This window comes from Rhodococcus sp. P4_F5 (assembly GCF_056401315.1).
This window is the reverse complement of record NZ_JBFUJP010000097.1, coordinates 1-16747: the sequence shown is the minus strand read 5'-3', so window position 1 is coordinate 16747 and position 16747 is coordinate 1. Positions and strand designations below refer to the sequence as shown.

At 68.7% G+C, this 16747-nt stretch carries 13 protein-coding genes and 1 pseudogene; 2 read left to right on the top strand and 12 right to left on the bottom strand.

What is annotated here, in order from left to right:
• Nucleotides 1-2492: sensor histidine kinase (locus AC1DU4_RS24435; protein WP_477844285.1), on the bottom strand; the 2492-nt coding region annotated here is incomplete at its 3' end.
• Nucleotides 2493-2811: 319 nt separating this feature from the next.
• Nucleotides 2812-2952, bottom strand: coding sequence for a hypothetical protein (locus tag AC1DU4_RS24430; protein WP_477844283.1), 141 nt, complete (start codon nucleotides 2950-2952; stop codon nucleotides 2812-2814).
• A gap of 29 nt (nucleotides 2953-2981) precedes the next feature.
• On the opposite strand from AC1DU4_RS24430, the pseudogene AC1DU4_RS24425 reads away from it, so the two are divergent.
• Nucleotides 2982-3107 (top strand): annotated as a pseudogene (locus AC1DU4_RS24425) (heat-shock protein HtpX); the annotation flags it as partial.
• Between the two features lie 57 nt (nucleotides 3108-3164).
• On the opposite strand, the gene AC1DU4_RS24420 reads toward AC1DU4_RS24425, so the two are convergent.
• The 3 genes from AC1DU4_RS24420 to secG form a co-directional block, all read right to left on the bottom strand.
• Nucleotides 3165-3662, bottom strand: a complete 498-nt coding sequence (locus AC1DU4_RS24420; RefSeq protein ID WP_477844281.1) for an ArsI/CadI family heavy metal resistance metalloenzyme — start codon at nucleotides 3660-3662, stop codon at nucleotides 3165-3167.
• Nucleotides 3663-3760: 98 nt separating this feature from the next.
• Nucleotides 3761-6559, bottom strand: coding sequence for a phosphoenolpyruvate carboxylase (ppc, locus tag AC1DU4_RS24415; RefSeq protein ID WP_477844279.1), 2799 nt, complete (start codon nucleotides 6557-6559; stop codon nucleotides 3761-3763).
• Between the two features lie 78 nt (nucleotides 6560-6637).
• Nucleotides 6638-6871 carry a preprotein translocase subunit SecG gene (gene secG, locus AC1DU4_RS24410; RefSeq protein WP_072847417.1) on the bottom strand — a complete coding sequence of 78 codons (234 nt, stop codon included), beginning with the start codon at nucleotides 6869-6871 and terminating at the stop codon, nucleotides 6638-6640.
• Between the two features lie 256 nt (nucleotides 6872-7127).
• On the opposite strand from secG, the gene AC1DU4_RS24405 reads away from it, so the two are divergent.
• Nucleotides 7128-8018 carry a tyrosine-protein phosphatase gene (locus tag AC1DU4_RS24405; RefSeq protein WP_477844289.1) on the top strand — a complete coding sequence of 297 codons (891 nt, stop codon included), beginning with the start codon at nucleotides 7128-7130 and terminating at the stop codon, nucleotides 8016-8018.
• Nucleotides 8019-8088: 70 nt separating this feature from the next.
• Here the strand turns inward: AC1DU4_RS24405 and AC1DU4_RS24400 are convergent, their stop codons facing one another.
• The 7 genes from AC1DU4_RS24400 to gap all read right to left on the bottom strand — a co-directional run bounded on the left by AC1DU4_RS24400 (nucleotide 8089) and on the right by gap (nucleotide 16592).
• The gene (locus tag AC1DU4_RS24400; protein WP_477844277.1) at nucleotides 8089-9750 is read right to left on the bottom strand and encodes an FAD-binding dehydrogenase; all 1662 of its coding nucleotides are present in this window, start codon (nucleotides 9748-9750) and stop codon (nucleotides 8089-8091) included.
• A 7-nt stretch (nucleotides 9751-9757) separates the two neighbouring features.
• Nucleotides 9758-10381, bottom strand: a complete 624-nt coding sequence (locus AC1DU4_RS24395; protein WP_477844275.1) for a TetR/AcrR family transcriptional regulator — start codon at nucleotides 10379-10381, stop codon at nucleotides 9758-9760.
• 59 nt (nucleotides 10382-10440) lie between these two features.
• Entirely contained in the window at nucleotides 10441-10848 is a 408-nt protein-coding gene (locus tag AC1DU4_RS24390) for a nitroreductase family deazaflavin-dependent oxidoreductase (RefSeq protein ID WP_477844287.1), read from the bottom strand.
• Nucleotides 10849-10973: 125 nt separating this feature from the next.
• Entirely contained in the window at nucleotides 10974-13328 is a 2355-nt protein-coding gene (locus AC1DU4_RS24385; RefSeq protein ID WP_477844273.1) for a sulfatase-like hydrolase/transferase, read from the bottom strand.
• Between the two features lie 238 nt (nucleotides 13329-13566).
• A complete protein-coding gene (gene tpiA, locus AC1DU4_RS24380; RefSeq protein ID WP_072847413.1) occupies nucleotides 13567-14352 on the bottom strand; it encodes a triose-phosphate isomerase in 786 nt (261 codons plus the stop codon).
• A gap of 3 nt (nucleotides 14353-14355) precedes the next feature.
• Nucleotides 14356-15567, bottom strand: a complete 1212-nt coding sequence (locus AC1DU4_RS24375) for a phosphoglycerate kinase (RefSeq protein ID WP_477844271.1) — start codon at nucleotides 15565-15567, stop codon at nucleotides 14356-14358.
• A gap of 5 nt (nucleotides 15568-15572) precedes the next feature.
• Nucleotides 15573-16592, bottom strand: a complete 1020-nt coding sequence (gene gap, locus AC1DU4_RS24370; protein ID WP_072847411.1) for a type I glyceraldehyde-3-phosphate dehydrogenase — start codon at nucleotides 16590-16592, stop codon at nucleotides 15573-15575.
• Between the last annotated feature and the right edge of the window lie 155 nt (nucleotides 16593-16747).

Sequence of the window (16747 nt, the reverse complement as noted above, 5' to 3'; positions counted from 1 at the left end):
GCGGCGTCCCAGCCTACGTCCGCGGCGGACTTCCAGGCCGGGCTCACCTCGGCATCGGTGGGGTCGGTCAGCCAGTCCGAGACCATCCCCATGAAGATCGGTGTCGTCTCGGTGGAGAGCAGCGCCGGCGGCTCCTCCGTCCGCGGCCGGGCCGCGAAGAACGACGCCGTCTTCTCCGAGTTCAGGCGATAGCGGTGCCGCCTCGACACACCCGGTTCGTCGGTGGGCGGTCCGGCCGCGGGCGCCGGCGCGACGACCGGTTCCGGCGCCGGGGTCGGCACGGGAGTCTGCACGGGGCTCTGCACGGGCGCCGGCGCGACCGTGTCGGTTCGCTGCGGCAACCCGGGAGTGGCGCCGGGTGTGCGCCGCGGAAGCGATGCGATCGGGGCCGGAGTGGGTCGCTCCGTGAACCCCGCCGCAGCGCCCGGGTTACGTTGCGGCAACGACGATCCCGCGACAGGCTGTGGCGGCTCGGGCGCCGGGGCCGCGCCATCCTGCGACAGGGTGATCGGACCCGGACCCACGGTGACGGAGACCGGGGCGATGGGCTCGGGCATCTGCCGCATCGGCGCGGGAGCCCACTGCTGAGCGGCCGTCGCGTCGTCGTGAGTCTCCAGCGCAGACTGCGGGCCGGTCATGGCCAGCGCCAACGGCGAGACCATCACGGTGCGCGGAATGTGCACGCTCGTGGTGACGCCCTGGTTCCGGACGGTGTCGAAGGTCGGGCGCATCCGGACGGTCAGGCCGTGCTGCGTGGCGAGCTCGCTGACGACGAACAGCCCCATGTGGCGGGCCGTCTCGGCACTGACCTCGCCGCCCACGGTCAGCCGCTGGTTGATCGCGACCATCTCGGCCGGCGGGATGCCGATGCCCATGTCGGAGATCTCGAGCAACAGGCCGCCGTCGACGGCGCGGTCGAAGTTGAACGTCACCCTGGACTCGGGCGGTGAGGCGCGCAGCGAGTTGTCCAGCAGTTCGGCCAGCAGGTGCACGATGTCCGTGGCGACGGTACCCGCGATCGCGCCCTGCGGCGGGGAGCCGACCTCCACCCGCTGGTAGTCCTCGACCTCGGACATCGCTGCGCGCAGCACGTCACCGACCTGGACGGGCTCGGAGTGGCCGCGGCGGGTACGGGTACCCGAGAGGATCAGCAGGTTGTCGCCGTTTCGACGCATACGGGCCGCGAGGTGGTCGAGCCGGAACAGGCTCTCGAGCCGCGTGGGGTCCTTCTCCTCGAACTCGAGGTTCTCGATCAGACCGAGCTGCTGGTCGACCAGCAGCTTGCTGCGCCGGGCGAGCGTCTCGAACATGTCACCGATCTGCAGCCGCAACTGCGCCTGCTCGCCGGCGAGCTTGAGCGCCTGACCGTGCATGTCGTCGACAGCGCGGGCGAGCGTGCCGATCTCCTCGGTGGTGTGCACCGGGATCGGCTCGAAGTCGGTGACCGCGGAGCTGTCGCCGACCTTGATCCGCTCGATGGCGTCGGGCAGGTCGTGGTTGGCGACCTGCAGCGCGCTCTGCTGCAGCCGTCGGATCGGATGGACCAACGACTGTGCCACCAGCAGCCCGAGGACCACCGTGGCCAACAGTGTCGTGAGCACGAGGAGGCCGTCGCGTAGCGCCGCGGCCCGTGCCGCCTCGGCACGCTGGTCAACGGTACTCACGATGTCCCTCGAGGACTCGTCGATCAGCGCACCGTAGATGTCGCGACTCTCGATGAGGGACTGACGAAGTTCGAGCATCGGCAACGGGCCACCCGCAGCTTTTTCGATCGCGCCGACGCGGTAGGTGACGCCATCGCGGAGCACGTCGATCTGGCTGTCCACCGTCGGGAACTGGCCGGCCAGAAAGTCGATCATCGCCAGTTCGGCGCCCGCCGCGGTCACCAGGTTGGTGAGCGGGGCATTCGGGTCCTTGAGAAGCGTGAGAGCACCGGTGACCTGGTCGGCAAGGCGCCGCTGCGCGGACCAGGAGCCGGTCAATCGGCTGTGAGCGGAAATGACATCTGGATCTTCGATCGGTTCCAGGATCTCGTCGATGATCCCAGCCAGCTGCGCGCGGACGTCTGTGGTTCGCTTCGGAAGGTCCGGAGAAGTCGTACGCGACTCGATCTCTTCCGTCAGTTGTTCGACCGTCGTCAGGGCCCGGTCGAGGTCTGTGCTCACCGCCGGGCTGAGCGCCGGGTTCCCGACCGCGGGGCGAGCGGCTGCCACGCCGTCCTTGACCGCCTGGATGTCCTGGGCCGTCATCGTCCCGGTGCCCACCGCCGCCGAGGCGGTGCCGAGTGCGGTACCGACCTCGACGATGGCCGGGATCTCGGCGACCTGTTCTGCAGCGGAACTGAAATTCGCCGCGGTGGTGATTTCGTTCTCCACCCGGAGACCGCCCAGCACCACGGCCGCGGTAACCGGCACGGCGAGCACCGCGGCGACCTTCCATCGCAGACCGATGTTCAACAGCCGGTTGGCCAGCCTCGGCTCACTCCTAGTCATTCGAGCTCACTTTCTGATCATTTGAGCTCACTGCTCCAAGGCCTGACACGACTGCACACACGCCAACTCCCGGACTCCGACCCCCGCACCGTGACCGATGAACGCGCCGTCAGCAAAATGCCCAGGCGGGCTCGGAGACTATCCTGGTAGGGCGGCTTTAGTACAGCGCTCAACGGCCGTCGTTCCGCGGCCCGGCATGACCATCGACTATCGGATGAAGCTATCGGTCGAATTTCGAGAACCCATCAGTTTCATTGACCCCGTTCTGACTCTTGCGCCCCATTCGCACCACTGGGCCGAGCACAGAATATGACATTCCTCACAGTTTTGTGACGGACGGGCCGGCGGGCGCCAGGTACGGCGCGGGGCGCGGCTCGGACAGCAGGGACGTCAGCGACGCGGCGTCGTCGGCCAGGATTCGGCGCGCCGTGGCGCCGGTCCGGCCGCGCACCCCGCGCACCGCCCGGCGGTACGGCTCGTCTGAGCGTCAGCTACCGGGACTGGGCGCTCGAGGACCCGGCGGGCAGGGGCGTCGACGCCGTCCGCCCGATCCGCGACGAGATCCGCGACCGGGTCGAGGCGCTCGTCGCCGAACTCTTTCCGACCACCGCCTGACGACGACTGTCGGCCGACCGTTTCGGTCGGCCGACAGTCACTCGCCAACGGTCGACGTCAGCAGCAGGACGGACCGGCCGGTGCCGTCGACTCCTCGGACGCCGGATCGGTTGCCGATGCCGTGCCGCAGCAGACACCGCCCTCCTCGGCGGCCAGGAGATCGAGGTGCTGCGGGCTCGACCCGAAGGTCTCCGAATCGGCGAGCACCGTGTAGATCTCCCACTTCTCCCCGGCCGGACCGGTCACCCACACCTTGTCCTGGGTGGCGAAGCAACAGGTCGTGCCGATCTCCTCGTCGGTGAACAGGCCCTCGCCGGTCAGACGTGCGATCTCCTCGTGCACCTTCGTGGACGACTCGACCTCGACGCCGAGGTGGTTGATCGTGCCGCCCTTGCCGGGGTTCTCGAGCAACACCAGCTTCAGCGGCGGTTCCGCGATCGCGAAGTTCGCATAGCCCGGCTTCAGCTTCGCCGGTTCGGTCCCGAACAGCTTCGAGTAGAACGCGACTGCCGCCTCCAGGTCGTCGACGTTGAGTGCGAGCTGGGCGCGTGACATGACAGCCTCCATGTATGTGACATATGTCGAATTAGGTACGTCCCAAGCATGCCACCTCTTCGACATAAGTCAATATATCGTCCTAGCCGCTGTTGGCCCTAGCCGCTGTTCCGCAGCGCGGTCGCGAGCGCGTTCATCGTCAGCTGGATCCCGCGCCGCACCTGGTCGCTGTCGTCGCCGGCCCGGTACCGGCGCAGCAGCTCCACCTGCAGGTGGTTGAGCGGTTCGAGGTACGGGAACCGGTTGTGCGCGGACCGTTTGACCGCCGGGTTGTCGGCCAGCAGGTCGTCACTGCCGGTGACGGCCATGCACATCTCCACCGTCCGCGCGTACTCGGTGGTGATCTTGCCGAACACCCGTTCGCGCAGTTCGGGGTCCGGCACCAGTTCCGAGTACCGTGCGGCCAGACCCATGTCCGCCTTCGCCATCACCATCGCCATGTTCGAGAGCACGGTCCGGAAGAACGGCCACCGTTGGTACAGGTCGGTGAGCCGGGCCAGCCGCTCCGGGTCCCCGTCCACCCAGTCCTCGAACGCCGCGCCGGTGCCGTACCAGCCGGGCAGCATCACCCGGGACTGACTCCAGGACAGCACCCACGGGATCGCCCGCAGGTCCGCGATGGACTCGGTGGGCTTGCGCGAGGCCGGACGGCTGCCGATGTTGAGCGCGCCGATCTCCGCGACCGGGGTCGACGTCGTGAAGTACTCGACGAACCCCGGCGTCTCGTGCACCAGGTCGCTGTAGGCCACCCGGGCCCGCTCCGCCAGCTCGTCGAGCAGCCGGTATGCGGGTTCGGCATCGTCGCCCAGCCCCTCGACGTCGAGCAGCGTCGATTCCAGGGTGGCGGCCAGCAGCGTCTCCAGGTTCCGGTGCGCCAGACGGGGTTCGGCATACTTGGCGGCGATCACCTCGCCCTGCTCGGTGATCCGCAGCGAGCCCGCCACCGCGCCGGGCGGCTGCGCCAGGATCGCCTCGTAGCTGGGTCCGCCGCCGCGACCGACCGTGCCGCCCCGGCCGTGGAACAGTCGCAGCCGCAGCCCCTCGGCCCTGGCCGCCTCGACCAGGTCCAGCTCGGCGCGGTACAGCGCCCAGTTCGCGGCCAGGTATCCGCCGTCCTTGTTGGAGTCGGAGTAGCCGAGCATCACCTCCTGACGCCAGCCGCGGGCCTTCACCAGTTCCCGGTAGACGGGCACGTCCAGCGCCGCCGTCAGGGTCGCGGCGCCGCCGCGCAGGTCCTCGATCGTCTCGAACAGCGGCACGATGTCCACCGCGGCGGACGGCGCGGCGGTCGAGTCCCCCGGCACCACCAGGCCCACCTCCTTGAGCAGGACCGCCGCCTCCAGCAGGTCGCTCACCGAGGTGCACATGCTGATGACGTAGTTCGGCACCGCGCCCGGTCCGATGTCCCGGACCGCCTGCGCGCCGGCCGCCAGGATCGCGAGCTCCGAGGCGGCCAACTCCCCCAGCACCGCGTCGGGCCGCGTCAGCGGGCGCCTGCTCCGCAGTTCGCCGGAGAGCAGCGCCACCCGGTCCGGTTCCGCCAACCCCAGGTAGTCCGGGTGCGTGCCCGACCACGCCAGCAGCTCCGCCACCACCCTCTCGTGGACCTCCGAGTTTTGCCGCATGTCCAGGCCGGAGAGGTGAAAGCCGAACGCCTGCACCGACTCCCGCAGGAAAGCCAGCCGGTCGTCGGCGAGCAGTGCGTCGCCGTGACCGCGCAGGGAGGCGTCCACCACGGCCAGGTCGGCGAGCAGTTCGGCGGGTGCCATGTACGGGGCGAGTCGCGGCTCGGGCAGGAGGGACGGCAGCGACGCGGCGTCGCCGCCGAGGATTCGGCGCGCCGTGGCGCTGGTCCGGCCGCGGATCCCGCGCACCGCCCGTCGGTACGGTTCGTCGAAGCGGAAGGCCGACTCGTCGCCGGACGCGCCCGCCAGGTCGGTCAGCTCCGACGACACCGTGACCAGCCGCTCGGACATCGACAGTTCCCGCTCCAGGGACTCGAGTTCGCGCAGGTGGCGGCCGAGCGCGGTGGCGGCCGCGCGGCGGGTGGCCCGGCGCACCACCTCGGCGGTCACGTACGGGTTGCCGTCGCGGTCCCCGCCGATCCACGACCCGGTCCGCAGCATCGGCTCCGGCAGCAGGTCCGCGTCGGGCCACCGCGAGCGCAACGCGGCCCGCAGTTCCGCGTTGATCCGCGGCACCGCCTCGAACAGGGCGGCGTCGTAGTACCGCAGGCCCACCTCGATCTCGTCCTGAATCCGCAACCGGGACAACCGGATCAGCGCCGTCTGCCACAGCGTGAGAATCTGGCGACGCAGCGCACGCTCGACGTCGGCGCTCTCGGCGGCGTCGAGTTCGGTGCGTTCACGCAGCCGCATCAGCTCGGTGATCCGGCTCTGCGTCTCGAAGACGGTGCGCCGCCGGGTCTCGGTGGGGTGCGCGGTGATCACCGGCGCCACCAGCGCGCCGTCGAGTGCGCGCGCCACCACCGCCGAGTCGAGGTGCGCGGCGTCGAGCTTGCGGTAGGTCGCGGCCAGGCTGCTGTCCTGCGGCGGCTCGCCGGCCCGGACGTGGATCGCGCGGCGTCGCTCCCGGTGCAGGTCCTCGGCCAGGTTCGCGAGCAACGCGAAGTGACTGAACGCCCGGATCACCGGGATCGCCGTGTCGACGCCGAGGTCCGCGAACAACGCGGCCAGCTCGGCGCGGTCGATCTCCGAACGACGGACGCGGAACGACCCGACTCGGGCGCGTTCGACCAGGTCGAACACCGCCTCGCCGGCCTGCTCCCGGACGACGTCGCCGAGCAGACCGCCGAGCAGCCGAATGTCCTCGCGGAGCGGTTCCGTCGCCTCGCGGGGCGGGTCGGGTGGCAGTTCCTGCGACGACGGCCGGGTCATCGCCTCAGTATCGGCGTCCGCCGCCGCCGGTGCAGCGTGAGCGGGGCCGGACGCCGACACCGGTGAGGGTCACTGCGGTCAGCTGAACTTGATCTCCAGGCCGATGCCGAGGATCGCGATGAGCCAGATGGCGGCCGTGAAGACCGTCATCCGGTCGAGGTTCTTCTCGACGACGCTGGAACCGGAGAGGCTGGACTGCACGCCACCACCGAAGAGGCTGGACAGGCCACCACCCTTGCCGCGGTGCAGCAGCACCAGGAGGATGAGCAGCAGGCTGGTGATCACCAGCAGGATGTCCAGGAACAGTTTCATTTCGGCTGTACTCTGCCCTTCGCATGACGGATATGGCCACAAGCTGTCCCAGCCTACAGTCTCGGCCCCACAATCAGGCACACATCGGCAACTGGCCGTGACGGGCACGATTTGTGCTCGCTGAGCGGGAGAAACCGGACATTCCCCGTGACAGTCCGTCGCCCCGGTGGCTACCTTCCCGTCCCGACAGGACTAGCCACATCATCGGAAGGCCCACTCAATGTCACGACACAGTTCCAGGATCGCCGGCGTGCTCATGGTCGCCAGTACCGCGCTGCTCACCGGGGTGGGCGGCGCCGGGCTGGCCCAGGCCGAGCCGGCCGTCCCGCCGGCGCTGGCCTCGCTGTTCGACACGGGCTCTGCCGCGCTCGGCAGCTCCGAGGCCCYGGCCCCCGACGCACCGCGGCTCGCGAGCATCGACAACTTCCGGGACGTCGCCGGGACCGGCGCGGGCTACGCCACCGCCGACGGCGCGCACGTGAACAAGGGCGTCTTCTACCGGGCGAACGCGATCGTGCCGAACGAGGCGGACATGGCCACCCTCACCGCCCTCGGCCTCTCCACCGTCTACGACCTGCGCACCGACGACGAGGTCGCGAGCAAGAAGGACGTGCTCCCGGCCGGCGTGACGTACAAGCGCATCCCGATCCTGTCCGGCAACATCAACGAGATGCTCGGCAAGATCAACTCGCCCGACGACGCCCGCAAGATGATGCAGGACATGAACGTGGCCTTCGTCAGCGGCGCGGTCGAGAAGGCAAAGTTCGCGGAACTGTTCACCGACCTGGCCAACACCGACGGCGGCGGCCAGGTGTTCCACTGCACCGCGGGCAAGGACCGCACCGGCTGGACGTCCGCCGTCCTGCTCACCCTCGCGGGCGTCGACCAGAAGACGATCATGGACGACTACCTGCTCACCAACGAGTACGCCAAGGACTCGATCGCCAAGAACACCGCGGGCCTCAAGGCCGCATTCGGCGACAAGTACGTCAACTTCATCCCGCTGGTGACCGTCGAGGAGAGCTTCCTGCAGGCCGGCCTGGACGAGATGACCGCGACCTACGGCACGATGGACAAGTACCTGACCGACGGCCTGGGTCTGAGCGCCGACACCATCGCGAAGCTGAAGGCCAAGCTGGTCGGCTGACAGGCGGCTCCGCCACTCGTGCGCGCTTCACGCCCCCTGGGGACGGAAAGCGCGCACGAGTGCGCAGCGCCTAGCCCAGGTCTCGGGCGAGCGCCCGGCCCGCGGCCCGGCCGGAGAAGATGCAGCCGCCCAGGAAGGTGCCCTCGAGCGCGTTGTACCCGTGCACACCGCCGCCGCCGAACCCGGCGACCTCGCCGGCCGCGTACAGGCCGTCGAAGGTGCTGCCGTCCGGCCGGATCACCTGCGAGTCCAGGTTGGTCTCCAGGCCGCCGAGGGTCTTGCGGGTCAGCAGGTTCAGCCGCACCGCGATCATCGGCCCGTGCGCGGGGTCCTGCAGCTTGTGCGGCTTGGCCACCCGGATGATCTTGTCCGGGGTGTAGGCGCGCGCGTTCTTGATCGCCATCAGCTGCATGTCCTTGGAGTAGGCGTTGTCCACCTCCCGGTCGCGCGCCACGACCTCCCGTTCGACCTGCTCGAAGTCCAGCGGCGGGCCCGGGTTGATCGCGTTCATGCCGTCGACCAGGTCGCGCAGGTTGTCGCGGACCACGAAGTCCTCGCCGTGCTGCTTGAACGCCTCGACCGGGCCGGTCGCGCCCTTCTTCACCCGGCCCAGCAGCAGCTTGAGGTCCTTGCCGGTCATGTCCGGGTTCTGCTCCGAACCCGAGAGCGCGAACTCCTTCTCGATGATCGACTGGGTCAGGATGTACCAGGTGTGGTCGTGCCCGGTACCGACGATGTGCTTGAGGGTGGCGAGGGTGTCGAAGCCCGGGAAGAGCGGCACCGGGAGACGGTTGCCGGTCGCGTCCAGCCACAGCGACGACGGGCCGGGAATGATCCGGATGGCATGGTTCGGCCAGATCGGGTCCCAGTTGACGATGCCCTCGGTGTAGTGCCACATGCGGTCCCGGTTGACGATGTTGCCGCCCGCCTCCTCCGTGATGCCGAGCATCCGGCCGTCCACGTGGGCCGGCACCCCGGTGATCATCCGCTTCGGGACCGGGCCGAGCCGTTCCACCGGCCAGTTCTGCTTGACCAGTTCCTGGTTGCCGCCGATGCCGCCGGACGTCACGATCACCGCCTGCGCGCGCAACTCGAACTCCCCCGCCGGGGTGCGGTTGGACTTGACCCCGCGCGGCTCGGTGGACGGCGCGAGGACGGTGCCCCGGACACCCACCGCGGCCCCGTCCTCGACGATCAGCTCGTCCACCTGGTGCCGGTACTTGAACGTGACCAGACCCCGTGCGGCGGCCGCGAGCACCGGCTCACGGAACACCCGAACCACCTCCGGCCCCGTACCCCAGGTGATGTGGAAGCGGGGCACCGAGTTGCCGTGCCCGGTGGCGAGCCCCGAGCCGCGCTCCGCCCAGCCGACGTTCGGCATCACCTTGAGGCCGAGATCGTGCAGGTAGGAGCGCTTCTCGCCGGCCGCGAACTGCACATAGGCCTGCGCCCACTGCCGGCCCCAGTGGTCCTCGCGCTCGCGGTCGAACCCGGCACTGCCGAGCCAGTCCTGCAGCGCCAGCTCGTAGGAGTCCTTGATCCCCATCCGGCGCTGCTCGGGGCTGTCGACGAGAAACAGTCCGCCCAGCGACCAGAATGCCTGTCCGCCAAGGTTGTCGGCGTTCTCCTGGTCGACCACCAGCACCTTTCGGCCGGCCTGGACCAGTTCGTAGGTCGCCACCAGGCCCGCGAGCCCGGCCCCCACCACGATGACGTCGGCATCTGCAGCCATGTCCACCTCACACACTCTCGCTGTAGCTACGGAGCACGCACACGAACAGTTGTGTGCGCGCGCTGACAATCTGTTCGTCGTCCGGTTCCAGGAGGATCTGCACGGACGTTCCGTCGTGGACGGCAACCAGTGCGCGCCCGAGCGCGACGGGGTCGGTGACGCGGCGGCCGGCGGCGGCCAGTTCCGTCTCGACGATCGGCATCAGGGCCGCGAGGATCGCCGACTCCCGCGCGGCCACCACGGCGCGCAGCGAGGGGTTCCGCAGCGCGTGCGCGGTGAACTCCGCCGACACCCGGTACCAGCGGTCCTCGACCGGGATCACCCCGAGAATCCGGCGTGCGGACCGTTCGAGATCCCGGGAGCCGGGCGGCGGCGACGCCTCCGCGATGGCGGCCGCGATACCGCCGAGCAGTCGGCTCGACTGCCGCTCCCACATGGCCAGGAAGAGCTGGTCGAGGGAGTCGAAGTTGGAGTAGAAGGCGCCACGGCTGAAGCCCGCACGCTCACAGACCTGTTCGACGGTGGAGCGGCCGAAGCCCTCCTCGGCGAACACGTCGAGTGCGGCGTCGAGCAGCCGGTCGCGCGTGCGCGCGCGGCGCACGCTGACCGGGCGCCCTGTGACATCGTTCACATGGATACACTAACGTATCGGATACAGAAATGTATCGATTACGGAGATGCGTCCGCAGGTCACTGCCGCGGCGACAGCACCACGATCGGGATCGGCCGCGCGGTGTGCCGCTGGTAGCCGCTGTACCGATCGCCGTTGTTCGCGTCGGCGGCGGCGAACAGTCGGGCGTAGTCGGCGTCCCCCGGACCGAGCATCCGCGCGGTGACGGCAATCCCCTTGGTGCCGACGCGAATCCGGGTCTCGGGCCGCTTCCTCAGGTTGAAGTACCAGCCCGGCGACCGCGGAGCGCCGCCGTTGGACGCGACCACCACGTAGTCCTGCCCGTCCCGGACGTAGGTGAGGCTGCTGACCCGCGGCTGCCCGGTCTTCGCGCCGACCGTGTCCAGCAGCAGGCAGGGCACCCCCAGGAGGCGGTGACCGATCCGGCCGTCGGTGCGCTCGTAGATCCACTGGTGTGCTTTCAACATCTGCACGCCGGCCTTCTTGACCACGGGAATCTCCTCGAACTTCACGACACCCACCTCCACGATTGTGTGTAACCGACAGTACGCACACAATCCGGAGGGTCGGGCATGCCCGGCGAACTCGGGTGCTAGTCGATCATGAACCAGCCCCGGACCTGCGCCTCGTGGTCGACGTATCGTTGCCCGGAGACGTCGACGACAACCTTGTCGATGGTGCCGCCGGTGAACGGGAACGGTGCCGTGTAGTCGGCGTTGACCGGGGAGGCGCTGTCGCGTYCGACACAGATACCGTCGCCGACGAGACAGAACACTCCCGGCTGGGTGACGATCTCGCCGCTGGCCACCTGCTGGTCGTCGACGTAGAGGTCGAGGGTGCCGGCGAATCCAGGCATGGTCGGGTCCTCGTTCGGGCCCTTGACTGTGAATTCGGCGGTACACACGTGATCGCCGGGGGTGATGTCGCGATCGGCGGCGACGTCTTCGACACGGGTACCGAGCCAGTTGAACGTGTAGCGGAGTCGGTGGTCCTTGACGTACAGGCTGTGTCCGCCTGCCACGCCGCCGTGCGCGTAGAGCACGCCCTCCGCGTCGCGGGTGTCCACGTGGACACCCGCCGCGACGGTGTAGGAACGGCCGGTGATCGAGGCCCCCGCGGTTTCGGGGACGTCCGCGCAGTTCGGGTAGTAGACGTAGCGGTCGCGGCTCTTGCCGGGGCGCGGGCGGTCGGCGAGTACCTGTTCGAGGGCGTTGCGGTCGTCCAGCGGGAGGCCGTTGAAGATGCCCGCGTAGTAGAACCAGAGTTCCTTCATCTCGGCGAGGCGTTGCGGTTCGGTGTCGGCGAGGTTGTGGAGTTGCGCCCGGTCCTCGTCGAGGTGGTAGAGCTCCCAGACGTCGTGGCCGAAGTTGCCCCAGCCGGAGATCGGCGGGTGCAGCGAACACGCGAGCCATCCCTCGTGGTACAGCGACCGCTGGCCGAGCATCGCGTAGAACTGGGTCTCCTTCCCCGGAGCGGCGGGGTCGGTCAACGTCGCGGCGAAACTCTCGCCCTCGATCGGGCTCTGCGTGTAGCCCTTCAGCACCGCGGGCGGTTCGATTCCGAGGAGTTCGTAGACGGTGGGGACGACGTCGACCGCGTGAATGTACTGGTGCAGCGGTTCGGTGCGGGGCTGCAGCTTCGCCGGCCAGGACACCATGCACATGTCGGCGATGCCGCCCTCGTACCCGGCCCACCGCTTCCAATACGGGAACGGGGTGTCGAACGCCCATGCCCATCCGGTGTTGTAGTGGTTGTACGAGGCGGGGCCGCCGAGTTCGTCGAGGTGCGGCAGCGTCACCTCGGTGGTGTCGGCGACGCCGTTGAAGAATCGCCATTCGTTGAACGAACCGTTCGGGCCGCCCTCGCCGCTGGCGCCGTTGTCGGAGATCACGATGAGCAGGGTGTTGTCGAGTTCGCCCGATTCGTCGAGGAAGTCGATCACCCGGCCGAGCTGATCGTCGGCGTAGGAGATGAACCCGGCGAACACCTCGGCCATGCGGATGAACAGGCGCTGCTCATCGGCGGTGAGCGAGTCCCACGGCCGAACGGTGTCGAGTACCGGCCAGAGCTGACCGTCCGGGCCGGTGGCGGTCGGCTCCCCGTGGGGGTTGATCGGCGACAGCTCGGTGTCCTCCGGCAACAGGCCCAGTTCCTTCTGTCGGGCGAGGATCTCGGGGCGGATGGCCTCGTAGCCCTGATCGAACTTGCCCTTGTATCTGTCGGCCCATTCCGCGGGGACGTGGTGCGGGGCATGCCCCGCCTGCGGGGCCAGGTACATGAAGAACGGTTTGTCGGGGTCGACGGCCTTGGCATCGCGGATGAACTCGATCGACTTGTCGGACAGGTCTTTCGAGAGGTGGTAGCCGTCCTCGGGGGTCCCGGGTGCCTCGATCGGGTGATTGTCGTAGACGAGGTCGGGGTACCAGCTGTTCGACTCGCCGCCGAGGAAACCGTAGAAGCGTTCGAAGCCGCGGCCGAGCGGCCACCGGCTCTTGACCGCCGACATGTTGCATTCCTCGCTCGGGGTCAGGTGCCATTTGCCGACGCAGTAGGTGTTCCAGCCGCGTTCGGCCAGAACCTCGGAGATGAATCCGTTCTCGAAGGGGATGTGGGTCGAGATTCCGGGGAACCCGGAGCTGAGTTCGGCGACCGTGGCCATGCCGTTCGATGTGGCGTTGCGGCCGGTCAGGAGCGAGGCTCGGGTGGGAGAACACAGCGCCGTGGTGTGGAAGTTCGAGTAGCGCACGCCCGCGTCGGCGATGCGCCGCATGGTGGGGGTCTCGATGGGACCGCCGAAGACATCCATGCTGCCGTAACCAACATCGTCCCACGCGATGACCAGCACATTCGGGGCGCCCTCGGGGGCCTGGGCCGGAAGGTACGGCGACCAGTCCGGCACCGAATCACGAATGTCGACCGCGATCTTTCCTCTGCGGGAAGTTGCCATGGCGTCGCTCCTCCGGTCGACGGCCCGCTGCGCCCCTCGCGGCATCGGGGAACCGCACCTCTCATCATCGACCCCGCGGCGACGGGGCGTCTACCCCCGTCACGTGTACGAGCGGACACCGCGCCGGAGACTCCCGCACGTTCCAGCAGCCACACAGACCCGAGACGTGAAACGCCGGTGGGCGCGCAGACCTCGAAAGGTCCACGCGCCCACCGGCGTTCGTTCTGCGACCGTCAGATCACGGCAGCGGGCCGCCCGCCGCGATCGCCGACAGCGTCGCGAACTCGTCGGCCTTGAGCGAGGCACCGCCGACCAGTCCACCGTCGATGTCGGGCTGCGCGACCAGTTCGCCGACGTTCTTGGCGTTGACCGAGCCGCCGTAGAGCACCCGGACACCCGCGGCGACCTCCGCCGAGGCGAGCGCGACCAGCTCGTCGCGGACCGCCTTGCACACCTCCTGCGCGTCCGCCGCCGAGGCGACGCGACCGGTACCGATGGCCCACACCGGCTCGTACGCGACGACGATCTTCGAGATCTCGTCCGCGGACAGGCCGGCGAGCGAGCCCCGCAGCTGCGCGACGTTGTAGGCCACGTGCTCGCCCGCCTCGCGGATGTCGAGGCCCTCGCCGATGCAGACGATCGGGGTGAGCCCGTTCTTCAGCGCCGCCTTCGTCTTGGCCAGGACCGTCTCGTCCGTCTCCCCGTGCAGGGTGCGACGCTCCGAGTGGCCGACCACCACGAAGGTGCAGCCGAGCTTGGCCAGCATCGAACCGCTGATCTCACCGGTGTACGCGCCGGAATCCTGCGCGGAGACGTCCTGTGCACCGTAGGTGAGCAGGAGCTTGTCGCCCTCGACCAGCGTCTGCACGCTGCGGATGTCGGTGAACGGCGGGATCACCGTCACGTCGACCTTCTCGAAGTACTTCTCCGGCAGCGAGAACGCGATCTTCTGCACCAGGGCGATGGCCTCGAGGTGGTTGAGGTTCATCTTCCAGTTGCCGGCGATGAGTGGCTTGCGTGCCATCCCTCAGACCTCCAGGGCTTCGATGCCGGGAAGGCTCTTGCCCTCCAGGTACTCCAGGGAGGCACCGCCACCGGTGGAGATGTGCGAGAAGCCGTCCTCGGGCAGGCCGAGCTGACGCACGGCCGCGGCCGAGTCGCCGCCGCCGACGACGCTGAACGCGCCCTTGCCGGTGGCCTCGACGATCGCCTCGGCGACACCCTTGGTGCCGGCCGAGAACTTCTCGAACTCGAACACACCCATCGGACCGTTCCAGAACACCGTCTTCGCGCCCGAGAGGATCGCCGCGAAGCGCTCCGTCGAGCCGGGTCCGATGTCCAGGCCCATCCAGCCGTCCGGGATGTCGAGGGCCGAGACGACCTTCGACTCCGCATCCGGCGAGAACGAGTCGGCGATCACCACGTCGAGCGGGATGTGCAGCACGTCGGCGAACCGCTCGAGCAGGTCCTTGCAGGTGCCGATCATCGACTCCTCGCACAGCGAGTTGCCGACCTTGACGCCCTGCGCGGCCAGGAAGGTGTAGAACATGCCGCCACCGATGACCAGGGTGTCCACCTTGGGGGCGAGCGCCTCGATCACGGCGAGCTTGTCCGAGACCTTCGAGCCACCGAGGACCACCGCGTACGGACGCTCCGAGTCGGCGGTCAGCTTCTCGAGCACCTCGACCTCGGCCGCGACCAGGTTGCCGGCGTAGTGCGGCAGCAGCGCTGCCACGTCGTACACCGACGCCTGCTTGCGGTGCACGACACCGAAGCCGTCGGAGACGAACGCGCCGTCCCCGTCCACCAGCTCGACGAGCGCCTTCGCGAGCGAGGCCCGCTCGGCGTCGTCCTTGCTGGTCTCACGCGGGTCGAAGCGGATGTTCTCCAGCAGGAGGACGTCCCCATCGGTGAGGCCCTCCGAACGCGCGAGCGCGTCCTGACCGACCACGTCACCGGCGAGCTGAACGTTGCGGCCCAGCACCTCGCCCAGCTTCGCGGCGACCGGTGCCAGCGAGAGCGCCGGGTCCGGCTCGCCCTTCGGGCGACCGAGGTGCGCCATCACGATGACCTTCGCGCCGGCCTCGGCGAGCGCGCCGATGGTCGGCGCGGAGGCGACGATGCGGCCCGCGTCGGTGATCGTGCCGTTGTCCAGCGGGACGTTCAGGTCCGAGCGCACCAGCACGGTGCGCCCCGCGACGCCTGCGTCCAGCAGGTCCTTCAGCGTCTTGACAGCCACGTGTATCAGAGGGACTTCGCGACGAGACCGATGAGGTCCGCCAGGCGGTTGGAGTAGCCCCACTCGTTGTCGTACCAGGAGACGATCTTGACCTGGTCGTCGATCACCTTGGTCAGGCCCGAGTCGAAGATCGACGAGTGCGGGTCGGTGACGATGTCCGAGGAGACGATCGGCGCGTCGGTGTACTTGAGGATGCCCTTGAGGGGACCCTCGGCGGCGGCCTTCATCGCGGCGTTGATCTCTTCGGCGGTGGCCGGCTTGCGCAGGTTCGCGGTGAGGTCGGTGACCGAGCCGGTCGGGATCGGCACGCGCAGGGCGTAGCCGTCCAGCTTGCCGAGCAGCTGCGGGAGCACCAGGCCGATGGCCTTGGCCGCACCGGTGCCGGTCGGGACGATGTTCAGGGCCGCGGCACGCGCGCGACGCAGGTCGCTGTGCGGGGCATCCTGCAGGTTCTGATCCTGGGTGTAGGCGTGGATCGTGGTCATCAGACCCTTGACGATGCCGAACTCGTCGTCGAGCACCTTGGCGATCGGGCCGAGGCAGTTGGTGGTGCACGAGGCGTTGGAGATGATGTTCTGGCTGCCGTCGTACTGGTCGTCGTTGACGCCCATGACCACGGTCAGGTCCTCACCCTTGGCGGGCGCGGAGATGATGACCTTCTTGGCGCCGGCCTCGAGGTGGCCCTTGGCCTTCGCGGCGTCGGTGAAGATGCCGGTGGACTCGACGACGACGTCGACGCCCAGCTCGCCCCAGGGCAGTTCGTTCAGGGGGCCGCGGTGCGCGAGCGCCTTGATCCGCTGCTCGCCGACGACGATCGTGTCGTCGCCGTCCAGGGAGACGTCGTACGGCAAGCGACCCAGGATCGAGTCGTACTTGAGCAGGTGAGCCAGAGTCGCGTTGTCGGTCAGGTCGTTGACCGCCACGATCTCGATGTCAGTGGTGCCGAGCGCCTTCTGCGCATCGACGGCCCTGAAGAAGTTACGTCCGATACGACCGAAGCCGTTAACGCCTACCCGGACAGTCACAATTCGCTCCTTTGACCAATTTCTCGTGTTCTCGATCAGATGTATGCCACACACTAGTGCGCCGACCGTAGGAGACAGGAATCTGCTCCCATAGGTTGGCGCTGCGCTACGCCTCGGTACCGATGCTCGGCTGCCGCTGCGCTACGCCTCGGTAC

Excerpts from the sequence above, each read along its gene's own strand:
- AC1DU4_RS24420 (WP_477844281.1), bottom strand. The coding sequence starts at position 3,662 with ATGTCACGCGCCCAGCTCGCACTCAACGTCGACGACCTGGAGGCGGCA.
- secG (WP_072847417.1), bottom strand. The coding sequence starts at position 6,871 with ATGAAACTGTTCCTGGACATCCTGCTGGTGATCACCAGCCTGCTGCTC.
- ppc (WP_477844279.1), bottom strand. The coding sequence starts at position 6,559 with ATGACCCGGCCGTCGTCGCAGGAACTGCCACCCGACCCGCCCCGCGAG.
- AC1DU4_RS24400 (WP_477844277.1), bottom strand. The coding sequence starts at position 9,750 with ATGGCTGCAGATGCCGACGTCATCGTGGTGGGGGCCGGGCTCGCGGGC.
- AC1DU4_RS24390 (WP_477844287.1), bottom strand. The coding sequence starts at position 10,848 with ATGTTGAAAGCACACCAGTGGATCTACGAGCGCACCGACGGCCGGATC.
- tpiA (WP_072847413.1), bottom strand. The coding sequence starts at position 14,352 with ATGGCACGCAAGCCACTCATCGCCGGCAACTGGAAGATGAACCTCAAC.